This is a genomic window from Saccharopolyspora sp. NPDC049426, from assembly GCF_040676935.1.
In the GTDB taxonomy this organism is placed as follows: domain Bacteria; phylum Actinomycetota; class Actinomycetes; order Mycobacteriales; family Pseudonocardiaceae; genus Saccharopolyspora.
In genome coordinates this window covers 149,026-169,766 of sequence record NZ_JBFAPZ010000012.1, presented here as the reverse complement: position 1 = coordinate 169,766, position 20,741 = coordinate 149,026, and the positions used below count along the sequence as shown (strand labels likewise).

23 protein-coding genes are annotated in these 20,741 nt (G+C 69.6%); 16 read left to right on the top strand and 7 right to left on the bottom strand.

The features are described from left to right. Nucleotides 1-44: 44 nt before the first annotated feature. The 6 genes from AB0J78_RS25385 (at nt 45) to AB0J78_RS25360 (ending at nt 5,846) form a co-directional block, all read left to right on the top strand. Nucleotides 45-1,133, top strand: coding sequence for an acyl-CoA dehydrogenase family protein (locus AB0J78_RS25385; RefSeq protein ID WP_363793115.1), 1,089 nt, complete (start codon nt 45-47; stop codon nt 1,131-1,133). Then, nucleotides 1,130-2,719: a long-chain-fatty-acid--CoA ligase gene (locus tag AB0J78_RS25380; RefSeq protein WP_363793113.1), complete on the top strand. Its 1,590-nt coding sequence runs from the start codon at nt 1,130-1,132 to the stop codon at nt 2,717-2,719. The genes AB0J78_RS25385 and AB0J78_RS25380 overlap by 4 nt, the downstream gene beginning before the upstream one ends. Nucleotides 2,720-2,823: 104 nt before the next feature. Further along, on the top strand, nt 2,824-3,981 hold the full coding sequence (locus AB0J78_RS25375) for a Rieske 2Fe-2S domain-containing protein (protein WP_363793111.1): 1,158 nt from the start codon (nt 2,824-2,826) through the stop codon (nt 3,979-3,981). Beyond that, complete coding sequence (locus tag AB0J78_RS25370; protein WP_363793109.1) at nt 3,978-4,277, top strand: hypothetical protein; 300 nt, start codon at nt 3,978-3,980, stop codon at nt 4,275-4,277. Before AB0J78_RS25375 ends, AB0J78_RS25370 begins: the two co-directional genes overlap by 4 nt. 107 nt (nt 4,278-4,384) lie before the next feature. Beyond that, nucleotides 4,385-5,011, top strand: a complete 627-nt coding sequence (kstR, locus tag AB0J78_RS25365; protein ID WP_363793107.1) for a cholesterol catabolism transcriptional regulator KstR — start codon at nt 4,385-4,387, stop codon at nt 5,009-5,011. A gap of 265 nt (nt 5,012-5,276) precedes the next feature. Continuing rightward, complete coding sequence (locus AB0J78_RS25360) at nt 5,277-5,846, top strand: helix-turn-helix domain-containing protein (RefSeq protein ID WP_363793105.1); 570 nt, start codon at nt 5,277-5,279, stop codon at nt 5,844-5,846. Here the strand turns inward: AB0J78_RS25360 and AB0J78_RS25355 are convergent. Together AB0J78_RS25355 and AB0J78_RS25350 are read right to left on the bottom strand one after the other, a co-directional pair. Then, nucleotides 5,812-6,810, bottom strand: a complete 999-nt coding sequence (locus AB0J78_RS25355; RefSeq protein WP_363793103.1) for an ABC transporter ATP-binding protein — start codon at nt 6,808-6,810, stop codon at nt 5,812-5,814. The genes AB0J78_RS25360 and AB0J78_RS25355 overlap by 35 nt on opposite strands. Before the next feature lie 70 nt (nt 6,811-6,880). Continuing rightward, nucleotides 6,881-7,642: a glucose 1-dehydrogenase gene (locus AB0J78_RS25350; protein ID WP_363793101.1), complete on the bottom strand. Its 762-nt coding sequence runs from the start codon at nt 7,640-7,642 to the stop codon at nt 6,881-6,883. Between the two features lie 169 nt (nt 7,643-7,811). Here AB0J78_RS25350 and AB0J78_RS25345 point away from each other — a divergent pair, with 169 nt between their 5' ends. The 7 genes from AB0J78_RS25345 to AB0J78_RS25315 are packed head-to-tail and all read left to right on the top strand — an operon-like array spanning nt 7,812 to nt 12,578. Continuing rightward, a complete protein-coding gene (locus AB0J78_RS25345; RefSeq protein WP_363793099.1) occupies nt 7,812-9,005 on the top strand; it encodes a cytochrome P450 in 1,194 nt (397 codons plus the stop codon). A gap of 2 nt (nt 9,006-9,007) precedes the next feature. After that, on the top strand, nt 9,008-9,787 hold the full coding sequence (locus AB0J78_RS25340; protein WP_363793097.1) for an SDR family oxidoreductase: 780 nt from the start codon (nt 9,008-9,010) through the stop codon (nt 9,785-9,787). Next, nucleotides 9,784-11,139, top strand: coding sequence for a cytochrome P450 (locus tag AB0J78_RS25335; protein WP_363793095.1), 1,356 nt, complete (start codon nt 9,784-9,786; stop codon nt 11,137-11,139). The genes AB0J78_RS25340 and AB0J78_RS25335 overlap by 4 nt, the downstream gene beginning before the upstream one ends. After that, entirely contained in the window at nt 11,139-11,333 is a 195-nt protein-coding gene (locus tag AB0J78_RS25330; protein ID WP_363793094.1) for a ferredoxin, read from the top strand. The genes AB0J78_RS25335 and AB0J78_RS25330 overlap by 1 nt, the downstream gene beginning before the upstream one ends. A gap of 1 nt (nt 11,334) precedes the next feature. Then, a complete protein-coding gene (locus tag AB0J78_RS25325; protein ID WP_210969148.1) occupies nt 11,335-11,886 on the top strand; it encodes a nuclear transport factor 2 family protein in 552 nt (183 codons plus the stop codon). Between the two features lie 22 nt (nt 11,887-11,908). Next, entirely contained in the window at nt 11,909-12,097 is a 189-nt protein-coding gene (locus AB0J78_RS25320) for a ferredoxin (protein WP_363793092.1), read from the top strand. Nucleotides 12,098-12,101: 4 nt separating this feature from the next. After that, entirely contained in the window at nt 12,102-12,578 is a 477-nt protein-coding gene (locus AB0J78_RS25315) for a nitroreductase family deazaflavin-dependent oxidoreductase (RefSeq protein WP_363793090.1), read from the top strand. Between the two features lie 81 nt (nt 12,579-12,659). Here the strand turns inward: AB0J78_RS25315 and AB0J78_RS25310 are convergent, their stop codons facing one another. The 5 genes from AB0J78_RS25310 to AB0J78_RS25290 all read right to left on the bottom strand — a co-directional run bounded on the left by AB0J78_RS25310 (nt 12,660) and on the right by AB0J78_RS25290 (nt 17,014). Continuing rightward, nucleotides 12,660-13,511 (bottom strand): LLM class F420-dependent oxidoreductase, encoded by an 852-nt coding sequence (locus AB0J78_RS25310; RefSeq protein WP_363793088.1) that lies wholly within the window; start codon nt 13,509-13,511, stop codon nt 12,660-12,662. After that, nucleotides 13,511-13,867, bottom strand: a complete 357-nt coding sequence (locus tag AB0J78_RS25305) for a carboxymuconolactone decarboxylase family protein (RefSeq protein WP_363793086.1) — start codon at nt 13,865-13,867, stop codon at nt 13,511-13,513. The genes AB0J78_RS25310 and AB0J78_RS25305 overlap by 1 nt, the downstream gene beginning before the upstream one ends. Beyond that, nucleotides 13,864-14,718, bottom strand: a complete 855-nt coding sequence (locus tag AB0J78_RS25300; RefSeq protein WP_363793084.1) for an NAD(P)-dependent oxidoreductase — start codon at nt 14,716-14,718, stop codon at nt 13,864-13,866. Before AB0J78_RS25300 ends, AB0J78_RS25305 begins: the two co-directional genes overlap by 4 nt. After that, the gene (locus AB0J78_RS25295) at nt 14,715-15,467 is read right to left on the bottom strand and encodes an SDR family oxidoreductase (protein ID WP_363793082.1); all 753 of its coding nucleotides are present in this window, start codon (nt 15,465-15,467) and stop codon (nt 14,715-14,717) included. The genes AB0J78_RS25300 and AB0J78_RS25295 overlap by 4 nt, the downstream gene beginning before the upstream one ends. A gap of 83 nt (nt 15,468-15,550) precedes the next feature. Next, nucleotides 15,551-17,014, bottom strand: coding sequence for an aldehyde dehydrogenase (locus AB0J78_RS25290; protein ID WP_363793080.1), 1,464 nt, complete (start codon nt 17,012-17,014; stop codon nt 15,551-15,553). 294 nt (nt 17,015-17,308) lie between these two features. Here AB0J78_RS25290 and AB0J78_RS25285 point away from each other — a divergent pair, with 294 nt between their 5' ends. The 3 genes from AB0J78_RS25285 (at nt 17,309) to kstD (ending at nt 20,722) form a co-directional block, all read left to right on the top strand. After that, complete coding sequence (locus AB0J78_RS25285) at nt 17,309-17,815, top strand: PaaI family thioesterase (RefSeq protein WP_363793078.1); 507 nt, start codon at nt 17,309-17,311, stop codon at nt 17,813-17,815. Between the two features lie 18 nt (nt 17,816-17,833). Continuing rightward, nucleotides 17,834-18,862, top strand: coding sequence for a ferredoxin--NADP reductase (locus AB0J78_RS25280; protein WP_363793076.1), 1,029 nt, complete (start codon nt 17,834-17,836; stop codon nt 18,860-18,862). A 201-nt stretch (nt 18,863-19,063) separates the two neighbouring features. Continuing rightward, nucleotides 19,064-20,722, top strand: a complete 1,659-nt coding sequence (kstD, locus tag AB0J78_RS25275; protein WP_363793074.1) for a 3-oxosteroid 1-dehydrogenase — start codon at nt 19,064-19,066, stop codon at nt 20,720-20,722. Nucleotides 20,723-20,741: the final 19 nt, after the last annotated feature.

Here is a 20,741-nt window from a genome sequence, read left to right as displayed (position 1 = left end):
GGACCGAAACCGACCACTCCGCACACCACCTCCCAGGAGGCGACATGGATTTCACCTTGACCGAGGCCCAGGAGGACCTGGCCGGGCTGGTCGGGCGCATCCTCGGCGACAAGGTCACCAACGAGAGGCTGCGTGAGATCGACGCGCAGGACGACCGCTTCGACCGCGCGCTGTGGACCGAGCTGGCCAAGGCCGACGTGCTCGCCGCGGCTCTGCCCCACGGCGGTTTCGGGCTGCTGGAGCAGTGCAGCGTGCTGATCGAGATCGGCCGCGCGGTGGCCCCCGTGCCCTACCTGCCGTCGATCACCATGGGTGCCACGACGCTGGCCGAGTTCGGCACCGACGAGCACCGGCAGCGCTGGGTCGAACCCGCCGCTCGCGGCGAGGTCGTGCTCACCGCCGCGCTGACCGAGGACGGCGGCGCCGCCCCGGACTCCCCCGCCACCCGCGCCGAGCGCGACGGCGATCAGTGGGTGCTCACCGGCACCAAGGTCACCGTGCCCGCAGGCCCCATCGCCGACCTCGTCCTCGTCCCCGCCACCACCGCCGACGGACCGCGGATCTTCCTGGTCCGGCCCGGCGATCCCGGAGCGCGGATGCAGCGCCAGGAGATCGTCGACGGCGACAGCGAGGGCTGGCTGGAGCTCTCCGGCGTCCGCATCAGCGACGCTGACGTGCTCGGTTCCGAAGCGCTGCACCAGCTCGTCGTCCGCGCGACGATCGGCGTGTGCGCGGTGCAGGTCGGCGTGCTCTCCGGCGCGCTGGAGCGCACCAGCGCCTACGCCGGGGAGCGCGTGCAGTTCGGCCGCCCGATCGGCACCTTCCAAGCCGTGGCGCAGCGGCTGGCCGACGGTTTCATCGACGTCGAGGCCGCGCGGCTGACCCTCTGGCAGGCCGCCTGGATGGCCTCCGAGGGGATGCCGTGCGCGGAAGAGGCGGCCACTGCGAAGTTCTGGGCCGCCGAAGCCGGGCACCGGTTGGCGCACACCGCGGTTCACGTGCACGGCGGCGTCGGCATCGACGTCGACCACGAGCTGCACCGCTACTTCGTGGCCGCCAAGCGCGGCGAGTTCGCGCTCGGCGGGGCGACCGCGCAGCTGCGCCGGATCGGCGCGGTCCTGGCGGCGCGATGAGCTCCGCGCTGTCGCGGCCGGAGGTGATGCCGACGGTCACCGAACTGCTGCTGGCCAGGGCCGACGACGACCGGCCGGGACTGCGCACCGAGGACGGCGAGTGGAGCTGGGCCGAGCACGTGCGGCACAGCGCGGAACGCGCCGCGCTGCTCAGCGAGCTGCTTCTCCCCGGCGAACCGCCGCACATCGGCGTGCTGCTGGACAACGTGCCCGAGTTCTCGTTCCTGCTCGGCGGCGCTGCGCTGTCGGGTTCGGTGGTGGTCGGCCTCAACCCGACCCGCAGGGGCGCGGCGCTGGAGCGCGACATCCGCCTGGCCGACTGCCGGATCGTGCTCGCCGACGCCGCCTACGCGCCGCTGCTGGAGGAGTTGGACCTCGACGGGATCGAGGTCCTCACGCTGGATTCCTGGCACCGCGAGCTCGACCGGCACGTCGGCGCGCCCCTGGACCCGGTGCCCGCCCGCGGCGATGACCTGCTGGTCCTGGTGTTCACCTCGGGCACCGGCGGCGACCCGAAGGCGGTGCGCTGCACCCACGCCAAGATCGCCTTCCCGGGCCGGATGCTGGCCGAGCGCTTCGGGCTCGGAGGTGAGGACGTCGCCTACGTCTCGATGCCGCTGTTCCACTCCAACGCCCTGATGGCGGGCTGGTCGGTCGGGCTGGCGGCAGGCGCGGCCCTGGCCCTGCGGCCGAAGTTCTCGGCCTCCGGATTCCTGCCCGACGTGCGCCGCTACGGCGCGACCTACGCCAACTACGTCGGCACTCCGCTGTCCTACGTGCTGGCCACTCCCGCGCGATCGGACGACGCCGACAACCCGCTGCGCGTCGTCTACGGCAACGAGGGGAACCAGCGCGACATCGCTCGCTTCGCGGAGCGCTTCGGCTGCCACGTCGTCGACGGCTTCGGCTCCTCGGAGGGCGGCATCGCGGTCACCCGGACCCCGGACACCCCTGCGGGCGCGCTCGGCAAGGCCACCGACGGGGTCGCGGTCTTCGACCCGGACACCGGAAAACCCTGCCCGCCGGCGGAGTTCGACGAATCCGGGCTGCTACTCAACGGCGAGGCGGCGATCGGCGAGCTGGTGAACACCACCGGACCCGGCTGGTTCGCCGGCTACTACGGGGCTCCGGAGGCCGACGCCGAGCGGATGCGCGATGGCATGTACTGGAGCGGCGACCTCGGCTACCTCGACGCGCAGGGGTTCTGCTACTTCGCGGGGCGTTCGAGCGACTGGCTCCGGGTGGACGGCGAGAACCTGGGCGCCGCGCCGATCGAGCGGATCCTGGTGCGCCACCCGCAGATCCAGGAGGCCGCGGTCTACGCGGGGCCGGCGGAGGTGGGCGATTCGGTGATGGCGGCGATCACCACCACCGGTGAGTTGGACCCGGCGTCGCTGGACGACTTCCTGACGGCGCAGGCCGATCTGGGTCCCAAACAGTGGCCGAGCTACGTCCGGCAGGTGGCCGAACTTCCCCGGACCTCCACGCACAAGGTGCTCAAGCGCGAGCTCGCCGCCGAGGGCATCCGGACCCGAGACCCGGTGTGGTACCGCCTCAAGGGCACCTACCAACCTCACAATCTATAACTTGTTCTAATTTTTCACGATCGAGTAACGCCTACAGATGGCGCGTTCGACCCACATTCCTATAACCTGTTTCACATACAACACGTGACTGATGGAGGGACGCGATGAGCGGGACGGAGCGTGAGCACGGGGTGCGCACGATCGATGCCGGTGCCCCGCCACAACGGTTCGCCCGGGGGTGGCACTGCCTGGGCCCCGTCGAGGAGTTCCAGGACGGCAAGCCGCACGCGGTGCACGCGTTCGGCACCAAGCTCGTGGTCTTCGCCGACAGCCAGGGCGCGCTGCACGTGCTCGACGGCTACTGCAGGCACATGGGCGGCGACCTCACACAGGGCGAGATCAAGGGCGACTCGGTCGCCTGCCCCTTCCACGACTGGCGCTGGGGCGGTAACGGCCGCTGCACCTCCATCCCCTACGCCAAGCGGGTTCCCGGCCGCGCCCGGACCCGCTCGTGGCTGACGCTGGAGGAGAACAAGCAGCTGTTCGTCTACCACGACCCGCAGGGCAACCCGCCTCCGGCGGAGGTCACGATCCCGCGGATCGAGGAGGTCTTCACCGACGAGTGGTCGAACTGGACCTGGGACCGCGTGCAGATCGACAACTCCAACTGCCGCGAGATCATCGACAACGTCGTGGACATGGCGCACTTCTTCTACGTGCACTTCGCCTTCCCGACGTACTTCAAGAACATCTTCGAAGGCCACGTCGCCACCCAGCACCTGCACTCGCGCGGACGTCCCGACGTGGGCGCCTCGCAGGGCAACTACGCCGGCGACGACACCACGCTGCGCTCGGAGGCCAGCTACTACGGGCCTTCGTACATGATCAACCGGCTGTGGACCGAGTTCAAGGGCACGCCGATCGACGCCTTCCTCATCAACTGCCACTACCCGGTCTCGCCGACGAGCTTCGTCCTCCAGTGGGGCGTTTCGGTCAAGAAGCTGCCCGGTCTCGACGACGAGCAGGCCGACATGGTGGCGGGCAAGTTCGCCAAGTCCTTCGGCGTCGGATTCCTCCAGGACGTGGAGATCTGGCGGAACAAGTCGCGGATCGACAACCCGCTCCTGGTCGAGGAGGACGGGCCGGTCTACCAGCTGCGCCGCTGGTACGACCAGTTCTACGTGGACGTCGAGGACGTCAGCGAGGAGATGACCTCCCGCTTCGAGTTCGAGGTGGACACCACTCGCGCCGTGCAGGCGTGGGAGGCCGAGGTCGCCGAGAACCTGGCCCGCCGTGAGGCGGAGGGAGCCGGCAAGTCATGACGGCCGCCCGCACCGACGTCCCGGCCAGTACGGCGGCCGACCAGCGGCTCTACCTGGAGGGAGGGCTGCGCCCGCTGCCCTGCACCACGTGCGGGGTGCGGGTGCTGGTCAAGAAGCTCAGCCCGGAGCAGACCAGCATCCAGTGGACCACGTCGACCGGCGACTGCCCGGAGATCGCCGCCCGCATCGCCGAGGGCGATCACCCCGCACTGGTGGACACCTGTCCCCGGCTGCGCGCGACCATCGAGCACGCACTCCGCGAAGGCATTCTGGAAGTTCCCGATACCAAAAAGTGATTCTCGAGAACACCGGTGGAACGGGTTACCGATGACACCGTGTTAACGTGATCTTGCGGGTGGCGCGCGAACGCCTTTCCGCCAATGCGCTAGGGGGCGTTGCGCCGATGAGTTCTGCCGCCAACCGGAACGGCCAGGGCGGGCACGCGCTCAACGCGATGGCCGACGACGAGCTCACCGCCACCGCCCAGCGCGACCGCCGCAAGCGGATCCTCGACGCGACCGTCGCCCTGGCCGACAAGGGCGGTTTCGACGCGGTGCAGATGCGCGCCGTCGCCGAGCGCGCCGACGTCGCGCTGGGCACGCTGTACCGCTACTTCCCGTCCAAGATCCACCTGCTGGTCGCGAGCCTCGTCCGCGAGCTGGAGCGCATCCAGGAACGCCTGGACCGGGCGCCGATTCGCGGTGATTCGCCCTACGAGCGGCTGCTCTTCGTGCTCGGCCGGCTCACCAGGGCCTTCCAGCGCAACCCGAACCTCTCCGAGGCGGTCACCCGCGCGCTGATGTCGGCGGACGCCTCGGCCGCCACCGAGGTCGACACGGCCAACCGCATGATGGAGGCCATGTTCATCGCGGTGATGAGCGACGGCGAGCCCAGCGAGGAGCAGGTGGCCGTGGCCCGGGTGATCGGCGACGTCTGGCTGTCCAACCTGGTCGCCTGGGTAACCCGGCGAGCCTCCGCCACAGACGTCTCCAACCGCCTCGAACTCACAGTCCGACTGCTCCTCCAATGAATTCCAAACAGGTAGAACACGTTATCGATGCGAATGCGCGAAACACGCAGCAAGCGGCGCAGCCGCTTTCTCCTTCACCACCTGAGCAACTCGCACCGCCGCGGGTTCTGACACGTCTTCTGGGGAGGACAGCCGCAGCGCCGCGTATTCGACAGACTCAAGTCGCGGATCCCGGAGCCAGAAGGCGTGTCAGGTTCCGCCACCCGCACCGCTGAGCAAGAAGACCACGGAATCACGGTGCACCCCCGAGCGTTAGGCTCATTGCATGACCGAGCCCGTCCGTCAGTTCTTGGAAGGCAAACGCGCCGAGACCGTTCGCCGGTTGCTGGACGCGACGGTCGAAGAGCTGGAGGAGCGCGGCTTCGGTTCGTTGACCGTGCGGTCGGTGGCCGAGCGCGCCGAGGTCTCCCGCGCCACCGCCTACTCCTACTTCTCCTCCAAGGAACACCTGGTCACGGCCGTTTTCTGGAAGCGCGTCCAGTCGTTGCCGCCCAGCGGCGAGGACCGCACCGGCAAGCCCGGCGCGGACGTCGCGCAGGTGGTGGACACGATCGCGCGGATGCTGGCCTCCGAACCGGCGCTGGTGCGGGCCTGCACCACGGCGTTGCTGGCCGATCAGCAGGAGGTCAAGCGGCTGCGCGACGAGATCGGCCAGGAGGTCTACCGGCGGCTGACCGACGCCGTCGGCGAGGCCGATCCGTCGGCGCTGGAGGCCGTGATGACGGCGTTCGTGGGGTCGCTGGTCTTGGCGGGCAGCGGGTACCTGCCGATGGAGAAGATGGCCTCGCACCTGGCGGACATCACCGACCGGTTGTTGCCGCCGGCTGACCGTTGATGCTGCGCAGCACGCTGTCTCGGGCGGCGGGCGGGAGCTGGTCGAGCATTCCCATCACTCGGTTCTTGCGCCGCTGCACGGCCTGACGTTCCGGCAGCCCGGCGCTGGCGGGCAGCTGCGGCGGCACGCCGACCACGCGCTGCGCCGCGGCGATCTGACCGCTGGCCAGCCGCTGGCGCTCGAGGTCGATGCTCGCCTGGTCCTTCTCCTCGCTCATCCCGATCGGACCGGTCTTGTCACCGCTCAGGAACTGCGCGACGACCGGGTCCTCGCTGGTGAGCAGGACTTCGCGCGGCCCGAACAGGACGAGTTCGCGGCGGAAGAGCATGCCCAGGTTGTCCGGCACGGTGCGGGCCAGGTTGATGTTGTGGGTGACGATGAGGATCGTGGCGTCGAGGTGCGCGTTGATGTCGATGAGCAGCTGCGAGAGGTAGGCGGTGCGCACCGGGTCCAGCCCGGAGTCCGGTTCGTCGCAGAGGATGATCTGCGGGTCGAGCACCAGCGCGCGGGCCAGCCCCGCTCGCTTGCGCATCCCGCCGGAGATCTCCCCCGGCAGCTTGTCCTCGGCCCCGGACAGGCCGACCATCTCCATGCGTTCGAGCACGATGCGGCGGATCTCGGCCTCGGTCTTGCGGGTGTGCTCGCGCAGCGGGAACGCGACGTTGTCGAACAGGTCCATGGACCCGAACAGCGCCCCGTCCTGGAACAGCACGCCGAAGAGCTTGCGGATCTCGTAGAGCTCGTGCTCGCTGCACGAGCAGATGTCCACGCCGTTGACCAGGCAGCGCCCGTTCTCCGGCTTGAGCAGACCGATCATGGACTTGAGGAACACCGACTTGCCGGTGCCGGACGGGCCCAGCAGCGCCGAGACCTCGCCCTGCGGCAGCGTGAACCCCACGTCCCGCCAGATCGTCTGCGGTCCGAAGGACTTGCTCAACCCCTCGATCACGACTTCAGCGCCCACACCCACTCCTCACGTCGACGTCGCAGGTTTCGTCAGGCGAGCAGCGGAACCGCTCTCGCGGCACCGCGTCTCAGCGCCGGTAGTAGGCGTGGGTGGCGGTGGCCCCGCCGTCCGCCACGAACTCGGCTCCCGTGCAGTAGGTGCTCTCCTCGCTGGCGAGGAAGACCACGAGACCGACGATGTCCTCGGGCTGGCCGATGCGGCCGAGCGGGACCATCTCGCCGATCGGGCTGAGGTCGGTGCTCTCGCCGGTGAACTCCCGGGTCATGCCAGTGTCGAACATGCCGGGGTGCACGGAGTTGACGCGGATGTTGCGCGGTCCGAGTTCCATGGCGGCGGCCTTGGTCATGCCCCGGATGGCGAACTTGCTCGCGGTGTAGGCGACCAGGTGCGGCATGCCGCCGAGGCCTTCGACGGAGGAGAAGTTCACGATCGAACCGCCACCGGCTTCGGTGAGCGCGGGTGTCGCGGCGCGCATTCCGAGGAAGGTGCCGAACTGGTTGACCCGCACGATGCGCTCGTAGTCGGCCAGCGAGGTGTCCTCCAGCGCGGAGAACATGAGCACGCCGGCGTTGTTGACCAGGATGTCGAGCCGTCCGAACCCGTCGGTGGCGTGGGCGACGGCGGCGCTCCAGTCGTCCTCGTCGGAGACGTCGAGGTGCGCGTAGCTGGCGGATTCGCCGAGCTCGTCGGCGAGTTCCTTGCCCGGAGCGTCGAGGATGTCGCCGATGACCACGGAGGCGCCTTGGGCGACGAAGCCGCGCGCGATGGCCGCGCCCTGTCCTCGCGCCGCGCCCGTGACCAGTGCGACCTTTCCCGCGAGCCGTCCCATGCGCCGCCCTCCCTGCCGAGCCGAAGCCGTCCGCACCCGAGACTAGAACACGTTCTCGACAAAAGGGAACCCACCTCGCAGCATGGCCTGGAAAGCGGATGAACTTGTTCTCGATTCAGCCCCCGGCGGGCTTGCCGGAGCGAGTCGAGTCGTACTAGCGTCTGGACACATGTCCAGTGGTGTCGTGTTCAGCCCGTACGACTACGCCGTGCACGCCGACCCCTACCCGACCTACGCGCGACTGCGCGACGAAGCGCCGGTCTACCACAACGCCGAGCTCGATTTCTGGGCGCTTTCACGGCATTCCGACGTCGCCGCGCTGTTCCGCGACAACACCCGGCTGTCCAACGCCAACGGCGTCTCGCTGGACCCGGCCGCCTGGGGCCCCTACGCGCACAAGACGATGTCGTTCCTCGCGCTGGACGACCCCCGGCACAACCGGTTGCGCTCGCTGGTCTCCCGCGGCTTCACCCCGCGCCGAGTCCGCGACCTGCAACCCCGCATCCTCGAACTCGCCCGCCACCACCTGCGACCCGCGCTGGAATCAGGCGAGTTCGACTTCGTGGCGGACTTCGCGGGCAAGTTCCCGATGGACGTGATCTCCGAGCTGATGGGCGTCCCCGAAGCCGACCGCGACCGCCTGCGGGAACTCGCCGACACCGTGATGCACCGCGACGAAGGCGTTTTCGACGTCCCGCAGGCCGCGATGGAGGCGTCTCTGAACCTGGTCGCCTACTACGCCGACATGCTCGCCGAACGCCGCCGCGAACGCACCGACGACCTCACCTCCGCGCTGCTGGACGCCGAGATCGACGGCGATCGGCTCAGCGACGAGGAGATCATCGCGTTCCTGTTCCTGATGGTCGTCGCCGGCAACGAGACGACCACGAAGCTGCTGGCCAACGCCGTGCACTGGGCGCACCTCAACCCCGTCGAGCAGGCGAAGCCCTTCCACGACCCTGGCCGGGTGAACGACTGGATCGAGGAGACGCTGCGCTACGACACCTCCAGCCAGATGGTCGCGCGCACCGCCACCGAGGACATCCGCCTGCACGGCACCACGATTCCCACGGGAGCGCGGGTTCTGCTGCTGGTCGGCTCGGCCAACCGCGATCCGCGCGCCTTCGACGACGCCGACCGCTACGACCTCGACCGCCGAACCGACACCCAGATCGTCAGCTTCGGCGGCGGAACCCACTTCTGCCTCGGCGCGCACCTCGCGCGGCTGGAGGCGCGGATCGCGCTGACCGAGTTCGTCGAGCTGGTGAAGTCCTACGACGTCGACACCGACCGCGCGCAGCGGGTGCACTCCAGCAACGTGCGCGGCTTCGCGACCCTGCCCGTTCGGGTGGAAAGCAGGTAGCCATGCCCAGATTCGAACCGAACCCGGAACGCCGCCCCACCGCGATCGCCGGGGCGTCGGCCGGGATCGGCGCGGCCACCGCGCAGGCCGTGGCCGCCTCCGGACACCCGGTGGCGCTCGGCGCGCGCCGCGTCGACAAGTGCGAGGAGCTGGCGGAGAAGATCCGCGCCGACGGCGGTCAGGCCATCGCCGTGCCGCTGGACGTCACCGACGAGGAGTCCGTGACGGCGTTCGTGGCCAGGACGACCGAGGAGCTCGGCGACATCGAGGTCCTGGTCTACGGCGCGGGCGACCTCGACGCCGACCTGGTGCACGAGATGGAGGGCTCGCGCTTCCAGGGCCAGCTCGACGTGCACCTCGGCGGAGCTCACCGCCTCACCTCGCGGATCGTGCCCGGCATGGTCGGCCGGCAGCGCGGTGACGTGGTGTTCATCGGTTCCGACGTGGTTCCCAAACCCCGGCCCCGGATGGGCGCCTACGTGCCCGCGAAGGCGGGACTCGAGGCCATGGCCCGGACGATGCGCATGGAGCTGGAGGGCACCGGGGTGCGCGCCAGCATAGTGCGGCCCGGCCCCACCTTCACCTCGATGGGCATGCAGTGGGACGACAAGACCACCGAGGCCGTGCTCAACGACTGGGTGAAGTGGGGCTTGGCGCGGCACCCCTACTTCCTGCGCGCGTCCGACATCGCCGACGCCGTGCACCACGTGATCTCCGCGCCGCGCGGCGTGCACCTGAGCCTGATCGAGGTCGAACCCGAAGCACCGCTGGAGGAAAGATGACGCTGCTCGCGCCGAAACAGGTCTCCGGTGGCCAGGACGAGCACGGCCACCTCGAAGAGCTGCGCACCGACCCGATCGCACTGATGCGCCGCGTCCGCGAGGAGTGCGGCGACGTGGGCACCTTCGACCTGGCCGGGCGCCGGGTGGTGCTGCTGTCGGGAACCGAGGCCAACGAGTTCTTCTTCCGCTCCTCCGACGACGACCTGGACCAGGCCGCCGCGTACCCGTTCATGACGCCGATCTTCGGGCAGGGCGTGGTGTTCGACGCCCCGCCGGAGCGGCGCAAGGAGATGCTGCACAACCAGGCGCTGCGCGGCGAGCAGATGCGCGGCCACGCCCAGACCATCGACGCCGAGATCGCCCGCATGGTGGCCGGGTGGGGCGATGAGGGCGAGATCGACCTGCTGGACTTCTTCGCCGAGCTGACGATCTACACGTCCTCGGCGTGCCTGATCGGCAAGCGGTTCCGCGACCAGCTCGACCACCGCTTCGCCGAGCTCTACCACGAGCTGGAGCGCGGCACCGACGCGCTGGCCTACGTCGACCCCTACGCCCCGATCGAGAGCTTCCGGCGTCGTGACGAAGCGCGGGCCGGTCTGGTGCGGCTGGTGCAGGAGATCATGGACGGCCGGGCCGCGGCGGGGAAGCCGCCGCGCGACGAGCGGGACATGCTCGACGTGCTGATGTCGGTCAGGGACGAGGCCGGTGAGCTGCGGTTCAGCGCCGATGAGATCACCGGGATGTTCATCTCGATGATGTTCGCCGGGCACCACACCAGCTCGGGCACGGCCGCGTGGACGCTGATCGAGCTGCTCCGCAACCCGGGCGTGATGGGCGGGGTCGTCTCCGAGCTCGACGAGCTCTACTCCGACGGTTCCGAGGTGAGCTTCCGCTCGTTGCGGGCGATTCCGCGCTTGGAGGGCGCGATCAAGGAGGCGTTGCGGCTGCACCCGCCGCTGATCCTGCTGCTGCGGGTCGCTCAGGACGACTTCGAGGTGCGGGGGCAGCGGATCGAGCGCGGTGACTTCGTGGCCGCCACCCCCGCGATCTCCAACCGGATCCCGGAGGACTTCCCCGATCCGGAGTCCTTCGACCCGGAGCGCTACGCCGAGCCGCGCCAGGAGGACCTGGTCAACCGCTGGACGTGGATCCCCTTCGGAGCCGGGCGTCACCGGTGCGTGGGGGCGGCGTTCGCGATGATGCAGCTCAAGGCGATCTTCTCGGTCCTGCTGCGGGACTTCAGCTTCGAACTCGCGCAGCCTCCGGAGTCCTACCGCAACGACCACTCGAAGATGGTCGTCCAACTCGCCCAGCCGTGCCGGGTGACCTACCGCCGTCGGAAGGAGTCCTGATGCGAGTCGTGTGCGATCTCGACCTGTGCCAGGGGCACGCGATGTGCGAGGTGGAGGCACCGGAGGTGTTCTCGGTCCCCAAGCGCGGCAAGGTCGACGTGCTGATCAGCGAGCCGCCGGCGGATCTGCGCGCCGAGGTGGAACGTGCCGTGCGGGAGTGCCCCACGCAGGCTTTGAGCATCGAGGAGGCTTGACATGCCCGCTTACCCTCGGGAAGAACTGGAACGCATGGTCCAGCACTGGCTGGACGAGAACGAGCGCTGCGAAGGGCTCGGCGACTGGAAGCCGCTCGCGCAGCTCTACACCGAAGACGCCACCTACGGCTGGAACACCGGGCCCAACGAGGACTTCATGACGGTGGGCCGCGACGAGATCCGCGACATCGCCCTCGGCGTGGAGATGGAGGGCCTGCACGGCTGGAGCTACCCGTACCAGCGGGTGCTCATCGACGACGTCAAGGGCGAGGTGATCGGGTTGTGGAAGCAGATCGCCGACGCCAAGCGGCCCGACGGCAGTCCGTACCAGGTCGCCGGCATCGGCGGCAGCTGGTTCCGCTACGGCGGGAACATGCGGTGGTCGTGGCAGCGGGACTTCTTCGACTTCGGCAACGCCGCGCACCTCTTCCTGGAGATGATCAAGGCGGACGCGCTCTCGCCCGGGATGAAGCAGCGCATGGAGGTCGCCGCGTCCGGCATGCCGCAGCCCGGCCACTACCGCAAGGGCACGGCGCCGGTCGAGCTGTGGTGACCTGCGAGCAACGGGAGGACCCATGAAGATCGTGGTCGACTTCGACCTGTGCGAGGCCAACGGCATGTGCGAGGCCGTCGCACCGGACGTCTTCGAGATCGACGATGACGACAACCTCAACATCATCGCCGACCCCACACCCGAGCTGCGGGATTCGATCGAGCAGGCCGTGCACTCCTGCCCGAAGGCCGCCCTGTCGCTGGAAGACTGAGATAATGCCGAAAGCACGTCCCCCGCAGCTGGATTCGCCGATCGTCGGCAAGGTCATCAAGGTCGCCTCGCGGGCCAACACCAGGTTGTACCGCGCCACCGGCGGGCGGCTGGGCGGCAACTGGCGCATCGGCGCCGGCTTCCGCAAGAGCGTTCCGATCTGCCTGCTGACCACCACCGGCCGTCGTAGCGGCGAGCCCCGCACCGCGCCGCTGCTGCACATGCCCGACGGCGACCGGGTCATCCTGGTCGCCTCGCAGGGCGGACTGCCCAAGCACCCGGCCTGGTACCACAACATCAGGGCGAACCCGGAGGTCACGGTCCAGGTCAAGCGCGACGTCCGCCGCATGCGCGCCCGCACCGCGAGCCCGGAGGAGCGGGCAGAGCTCTGGCCCCGCCTGCTGGAGGTCTACGCGGACTTCGACGACTACCAGTCCTGGGCCGAACGCGAGATCCCGGTGGTCATCTGCGAACCCGCCTGACCGGCTACCTTCGAATTTCGCGCGAAATTCGAGTCGAAAGTTGCGAACTCGAATTTCGCGCGAAATTCGAAAAACCTGGTCCTATCGGGTGATTCCGAGCTTGCCTGCGAGGCGCTGGAAGTACTCCGCGACCCACTGCTCGCCCTTCTCCGGGAACCCGAAGAGGACCTCCGTGACGCCGAGCTGCTCCCAGCGGGCCAGCGCGTCGAAGTCGGGCTTGCCCGACAGCGCCACGACCTGGGGCTCGCCCTCGCGGCCGGCTTCCCTCCAGGTGCGCCGGAGGAGGGCGACCTTGTCGTCGATCTCGCCCTCGGTCGGGGTGGTGATCCAGCCGTCGGCGGAGCGGGCGATCCAGCCGAAGGTCTTCTCCGTGCCGCCGGCACCGATGAGGACCGGCGGCCGCGGCTGCTGGACCGGCTTGGGCCAGGCCCAGCTGGGACCGAAATCGACGTGCTCACCGTGGTATTCGGCTTCCTGCCGGGACCACAGCTGCTCCATCGCCTCCAGGTACTCGCGCAGCACGGTGCGGCGCTTGGCCTTCGGCACGCCGTGGTGGGTCAACTCATCGATGTTCCAGCCGAACCCGGCCCCCAGGCTCACCCGTCCGCCGGAGAGGTGGTCCAGCGTCGCGATGGTCTTGGCGAGGGTGATCGGGTCGTGCTCCACCGGCAGCGCCACGGCGGTGGCGAGCCGGATCCGCGAGGTCACCGCCGCGACCATCGACAGCGCCACCCACGGGTCCAGGGTCCGCAGGTAGCGGTCGTCGGGGAGCTCCCCGGTGCCGGTGCCGGGGTGAGCGGCTTCGCGCTTGACCGGGATGTGGGTGTGCTCGGGCACCCAGAATGAGTCGAAACCCGCCTCTTCAGCGGCTTTCGCGGCCACGGCGGGTGCGAGACCGCGGTCGCTGGTGAACTGCACGATGCCGTACTTCATCAGTGGTCCTTTTCGCCGAGGATCTTCTCGATGCGCATGGTGAACTTCGTGCCCAGCGGCCAGCCGACGTAGTGCGTCATGAACAACCCGATCTCGCGCAGCTGCTCGGCGTCCAACTCCTCGTTGCCCAGCGCCGCCCGCACCTGGATGTCGGCGACGTCGTCGAGCCCCTGAGCGGCCAGCGCCCCCAGCAGCAGCAACCGCCGATCGCGCAGGCTCAGCCCGGGCCGGGACCAGATCTCGGCGAAGAGGTGGTCGACGGTGACGGCGAAGAAATCGCCGGGCCCGTCGGAGACCTCCCAGCCGTAGACCTCGCCCATCTTGGCCAGGCCGCGTTGTCGCTGCTCGTCGCTCATGCGTCCTCCTTCGCCACGCCGAGCCCGGCCGCCAGGTCGCGCAGCGCCCGCTGCCCCAGCGGCAGCTCGACGCCGAGCCGCTCACCGAGTCGCAGGGCCAGCGCGAGGTCCTTCTCGCCGAGTTCGCTGACGTTGCGCAAGATCGGGTACCAGTTGTCCGACGGGTCCAGCTGCGCGGTGTCACCGCGCAGCATGATCGCCCCGGGCCCGCCGGTGATGGCGTCGGTGTGCCGCACGATCTCGCCGAGCTCGCGCAGGTCGATGCCGGATGCCTCGGCGAGCCGCTGGGCCTCCGCGGCGGCGGTGAACGCCACGAAGTGCAGCAGGTTGCGGGCCAGCTTGCAGCGGGTTCCCGCACCGACCTCGCCGGCGTGCACGACGAGTCCGGCCCAGCGCTCGAAAACTTCTGCGCAGCGGTTGAACGCGTCCTCGGAGCCGCCGACCATGACGGCGAGGTCCGCCCGTTCGGCACCGACCGCACCGCCGCTCACCGGCGCGTCCACCACCGAGACCCGGTGCAGCGCGGCCAGTTCCGCGAGCCGGGGCGCGGTGTCCTCGCCGATCGTGGAGTGGATGGCCAGGACCGTCCCCTCGGCGGCCCCGGCGAGCAGCCCGTCCGGGCCGCACACCACCTCCTCGACCTGCGCGTCGTCGCGCACCATCACCGAGATGACGTCGGCCTGACGGGCCACCTCCTTCGGGGAGGTGGCAGCTCGCGCACCGCCTTCGACGAACTTCGCGACGACCTCCGGGCGGACGTCGTGGACGACGAGCCCGTCCGGCCAGGTCAGCAGCTTGCGGGCCATCGGAGCACCGATCTGCCCGAGTCCGATGAATCCGACCGCGCTCACGAGCGGATCACCTGCCCGCCGTCGACGTTGAAGATCTGCCCGGTGACCCAACCCGCTTCCTCCGACAGCAGGAACAGGCACATCCCCACCAGGTCCTCGGGCTGCCCCATGCGCTTGAGCGCCATGCCCTTGACGATCGCCTTGACCATCTCCGGCGGGGTGGTTCCCCGGGTGGCCTCGGTGTCGATCGGGCCGGGCGCGATGGCGTTGATCCGCACTCCCATGCCGCCGATCTCGTGCGCGAGCTGCTGGGTGAGCCCGTTGACCGCGACCTTGGCCACCCCGTAGAAGCCGGAGTAGACCCAGGCGGCCGTGGAGGACTGGTTGACGATGGAACCGCCGCCGCGTTCCTGCATGTGCGGCACGCAGGCCCTGGTGCACAGCAGCGCGCCGTCCATGTTCACGCTGAGGAACTTCTTGTAGTAGTCCCAGTCCACCGTGCACAGCAGGTCCAGCTTCATGCCGCCGTAGATGGCGGCGTTGTTCACCAGGTGGTCGATGCCGCCGAACCGCTCGACGGCGAAGGCCGCCATCGCGGCGGTGGACTCCGGCGAGGAGACGTCGACCTCCACGAACGCGGCGGTGCCCCCGTCGGCGTTGATCTCCGCGGCGACCTTCTCACCGGAAGCCGTGTTGAGGTCGGCGACCACGACGCTCGCGCCTTCGGCCGCCAGCGCTCGCGCGTACACCTCACCGATGCCCTGCGCGGCCCCGGTGACCACCGCGACCTTGCCTTCGAAACGCCCCATTGCGTCCTCCTGGTCGTTGTTCAGGAATCGCGTTGCTCGGCGGTGCGGGTAGCGGGACCTTTCGACGCCGAACAACTCCTCGCCTAGGCCGGTTCGGCGACCAGCTTCGTCTCCAGGTACTCCTCGAACCCGGCAACGCCCATCTCGCGGCCGATGCCCGACTGCTTGTAGCCGCCGAACGGGGCGTCCGCGCCGTACCAGACGCCGCCGTTGACGCTGACCGTTCCGGTGCGGATGCGCGCGGCCACTCCGCGCGCCCGTTCCAGGTCCTGGCCGTGCACCGCGCCGGAGAGCCCGTAGGGCGAGTCGTTGGCGATGCGCACGGCGTCGTCGTCGCCGTCGTGCGGCAGGATCACCAGCACCGGACCGAAGATCTCCTCGCGCGCCACCCGGGATTCGTTGCTCAGCCCGGTGATCAGCGTGGGTTCGACGAAGAAGCCATGGTCGCGCTCGGCACGGCCACCGCCGCAGGCGAACTCGCCGCCTTCGTCCGCGGCCAGGGCCAGGTAGCTCTCCACCCGGTCGCGCTGGCGCGCGGAGATCAGCGGTCCGCACACGGTCCCGGGATCGTCGGGGTCCCCGACCCCGATGCCGCGCAGCGCCTTGGCGGTCAGCTGCACCGCCTCGTCGTAGTGGGCGCGGGGCACCAGCAACCGCGTGGTCAGCGCGCAGCCCTGCCCGGCGTGGGTGCAGACGGTGAAGGCGGCGAGTCCGCAGGCCGCGCCCAGGTCGGCGTCGTCGAGCACGACGAACGCCGATTTCCCGCCCAGTTCGAGGAAGGTCCGCTTGATCCCGGGAGCACCGGCGGCCATCACGGCACGTCCGGTGGCGGTCGATCCGGTGAACGACACCAGGTCCACCCGGTCGTCGGAGGACAGTTGCGCGCCCAGGGCGTGGTCGTCGGAGGTGACGATGTTGACCACGCCGGGCGGGATGTCGGTCTCGTTCAGCAGGATCTCGCCGACCGCGGCCGCGCACCACGGGGTGTCGGGCGCGGGTTTGAGGACCGCTGTGTTGCCGGCGGCCAGCGCCGGCCCGAGCTTGGCGAGGTTGATCTGGTGCGGGAAGTTCCACGGCGTGATCGCCCCGACGACGCCGACGGCTTCGCGACGGGTCCAGCGCCTGCTGGGCATTCCCATCGGTTCGGCGACACCGAGGTCGCGGGTCCACTCGTACCCGGCCGCGATGCCGGCGAAGTGGGCGACGTCGGCGATCGGCGCGTCCAGCTGCGCGCCGTGCGTGAGGAAGCGCGGTGCTCCGGCCTCGGCGATGGTGAGTTCGCGCAGCTCGTCGGCGTGTTCCCGCAGGGATCGGCTGAGCTGTTCGAGGCAGTGCACGCGCAGGTCGAGGTCGCGCGACCAGTCGGTTTCGTCGAAGGCCCGGCGCGCCGCGCCGATCGCGCGGTCCATGTCGGCGGCGGTGGCGTTGGCCGCGGTGCCGAGCACCTCTTCGGTGGCGGGGTTGGTGGTGTCGAACCGCCGCCCTGATCCGGGGGCGAGTTCACCGTCGACCAGCAGGGTCGACTCCTTGTCGGTCCAGACGCTCATCGGCAACACATCCGGTTTCTAGACACGTGTCAAGACTAAGGTCCACGTTTCCGGCCCACAAGGTCCGCACCCAATAGAACCGGTTTCCTCCTCCCTGCGAAGCTCCCGTTGACACAGCATAATCGAGGCATAGAACATGTTCTAGATATTCGGCGCACGAGGGGACCACCGGATGACCGACGAGAGACCAGGCGCGACCTCCCCACCGGCGGCGTTACCCGCCCCGGTCCTCCCGGAGATCCCGGCGAGACGACCCTGCTGGCCGCGCGGATCCGCGAGCTCGTCGAGGCCGGCGTGTTCACCGATGTCGCAGCCGAGGACCTGCGCGCCGCCACCGAGCACGTCGCCGCCGCCACCGAGCTGCTGCGCGAGCGCACCCGCGAGAAACCGCTGCTGCTGTCCTACCTGGACGGCCACCAGGTCAGCGTGCACAACCCGGTCGAAGGCCCCGGCAACCCGCTCGCGCCGCCCGTGGTGGGCCTGGAGATCGACGATTCCGGAGCGACCTCCTCGTCCGCGCTGCTCGGCGCGGCCTACGAGGGACCTCCCGGGCGCGTGCACGGCGGCTGGGTGGCCTCGCTGCTCGACCACGCCGTGGGCCGGGCCGTGGCGGTGGCCGGCCATCCGGCGATGACGGTGTCGCTGACCGTGGACTACCGGCGCGGCACCCCGCACGGCGTCCCGCTGACCATCAACGCGCGGTTCACCGGCAAGGAAGGCCGCAAGGTCTTCGCCACCGGCGAGATCGTCGCCGACGGCGAGACCACCGCCGAGGCCAGCGCGATCCTGGTGACCTACTGACCAGCGAGGAGACTTGCGATGCCTGAGTTCCACCGGCTTCGGGTGGCCGAGGTCGTCGAGGAGACGGCCGACGCCCGCTCAGTGGTCTTCGACGTCGACACCGCCCGGATGCCCTACCGGCCGGGCCAGTTCCTGACGTTGCGGATCCCCAGCGACCGCTGCGGTTCGGTGGCCCGCGCCTACTCCTTGTCGAGCTCACCGGTCACCGACGGACGGCTGGCCGTCACGGTCAAGCGCACCGAAGACGGGTACGCGTCGAACTGGATCTGCGACAACGTCGCCGCGGGAACCGAACTCGACGTGCTGGAACCGGCCGGGGTGTTCACCCCGAAGTCGCTGGAGGACGACCTGCTGCTGTTCGCGGCGGGCAGCGGCGTCACGCCGATCATGTCGATCCTCAAGTCGGCTCTGGCCACCGGAACCGGTCGGGTCGTGCTCGTCTACGCCAACCGCGACGAGAAGTCGATCATCTTCGCCCGCGAGCTCACCGAGCTCACCGCCGCGCACCCCGGACGCCTGCTCGTGCTGCACTGGCTGGAATCCGTGCAGGGACTGCCGCACCAGGACGCGTTGCAGTCGCTGGCCGGAGCGTTCCCGGAGCACGACGCGTTCATCTGCGGGCCGAAGCCGTTCATGGACGCCACCCGGAAGGCGCTGCGCGAAGCGGGATTCCCGAAGAAGGCGATCCACCTGGAGCGCTTCGCCTCGCTGGCGGGCAACCCGTTCGACAACGCGACACCCGCCGAGACGGCGGCCGAGGAGTCCCGGCCGGAGGACTCGGTGGTCGAGGTGACGATCGACGGCGAGGCCCACACCTTCACCTGGCCCGCCGACAAACGGCTCCTGGACCTCCTCAAGGAGAACGGCATCCAGGCCCCGTCCTCCTGCTCAGAAGGCATCTGCGCGGCCTGCGAGTGCCGGGTGACCGAGGGCGAGGTCACGATGGTCAACAACCAGGTCCTGGAGCAGGAGGACCTGGACGACGGCTACCGCCTGGCCTGCCAGTCGCTGCCCAGGACCCCCAAGGTCAAGATCGACTACGACTGACCCGCCCCAGGTGGTTTCCAATTTCGCGCGAAATTCGAGTCCGAAGTCTCGGCGTCGAATTTCGAGCGAAATTGGAAGCCGCCAGAACGCGTTCTTTCGTGTTTCTCGGTGGCGAAGTAGCCACGTTTTGGGCGAACCGTAGCATCGGAGCCAGCAAAACTATAACCTGTTTCAGTATCGCGAGGCCCACATGGAGGTGCCATGACAGAAGCGACCTTCGATGTCGTCGTGGTCGGCTCCGGCGCCGCCGGGATGACCGCCGCGCTCACGGCGGCCGACCGGGGGCTGTCGGTGCTGGTCGTGGAGAAGGACCGCTACTTCGGCGGCTCCACCGCGCGTTCCGGCGGCGCCGTCTGGGCCCCGCACAACGAGGTGCTGCGGCGCGCGAACCCCGAGGACGGCCCGGAGAAGGCCGCGACCTACCTGCGGCACCTGATCGGCGACGAGATCGCCGCTGACCGGCGCGAAGCGCTGCTGTCGCACGGACCCGACATGGTCTCGCTGGTGCTGCGCCGAACCCCGTTGAAGCTGAAGTGGATTCCCGGCTACTCCGACTACTACCCGGAGACCCCCGGCGGCGTCCCCCAGGGCCGCACGCTGGAACCCAAGCCGTTCAACGGCAAGCTGCTCGGCGACGAGCTGGCCAACCTGCAACCCCCGTACCTGCCCGCACCGGCCGGGATCACGGTCACCGCGGCCGAGTACAAGTGGATGAACCTCATCGCCCGCCACCCGCGCGGCATGTTCACCTCCGCCAAGGTCGGTCTGCGCCGGGTGGTCTCGCTGGCCACCAAGCGCCCGCTGCTCGCGCTGGGCCAGGCCCTGGCCGCCGGCCTGCGCGCCGGACTGCTGCGCGCGGGCGTGCCGGTGTGGCTCAACAGCCCGCTGACCGAACTGCACGTCGAAGAGGGCGCGGTCACCGGTGTGCGCGTGCAGCGCGGTGACGAGGAGGTGCTCGTCCGCGCCCGGTACGGCGTGATCATGGCGGCGGGCGGTTTCGAGAAGAACGAGCGGATGCGCAAGCAGTTCCAGCGCGAGCCGATCGGCACCGACTGGACCGTCGGCGCCGAGTCCAACACCGGCGACGGCATCGAGGCCGGTCAACGACTCGGCGCGGACGTGGACCTGATGGACGACGCGTGGTGGGGCCCGTCGATCCCGCTCCCCCGCGGCCCGTACTTCTGCCTGTCCGAGCGCAACCTGCCCGGCTGCATCCTGGTCAATGCCGCAGGTCAGCGGTACGTCAACGAGGCGACGCCGTACGTCGACGCGGTGCACGCGATGTACCGCGGGCACGAGACCGGGGTGTCGCACATCCCGTCGTGGCTGGTCGCCGACCAGCGCTACCGCAACAACTACACCTTCGCCGGACTGCCGCCGCGCCAGCGCTTCCCCGGGCGCTGGTACAAGGCCGGGATCGTGCACACCGCCCCCACCCTCGACGAGCTGGCGGCCAAGATCGAGGTGCCTGCCGACCAGCTGCGCGCGACCGTGCGGCGGTTCAACGGCTTCGCCGAGAAGGGCACCGACGAGGACTTCCGCCGCGGCGAGAGCGCCTACGACCGGTACTACGGCGACCCGCGCTTGCCCAACCCGAGCCTGGCTCCGCTGGAGGTCGCGCCGTTCCACGCGGTCAAGATCGTGCCCGGCGACCTGGGCACGAAGGGCGGGTTGCGCACCGATGCCCGCGCCCGGGTGCTGCGGGAGGACGGCTCGACCGTTCCCGGCCTCTACGCCGCGGGGAACGCGAGCGCGGCGGTGATGGGCTCCACCTACGCGGGAGCCGGAGCGACGATCGGCCCGGCCATGACCTTCGGCTACGTGGCCGCCTTGGACCTCGTGGCCGAGGCCGAGAACTGACCGGACACAAGGGTTGTTG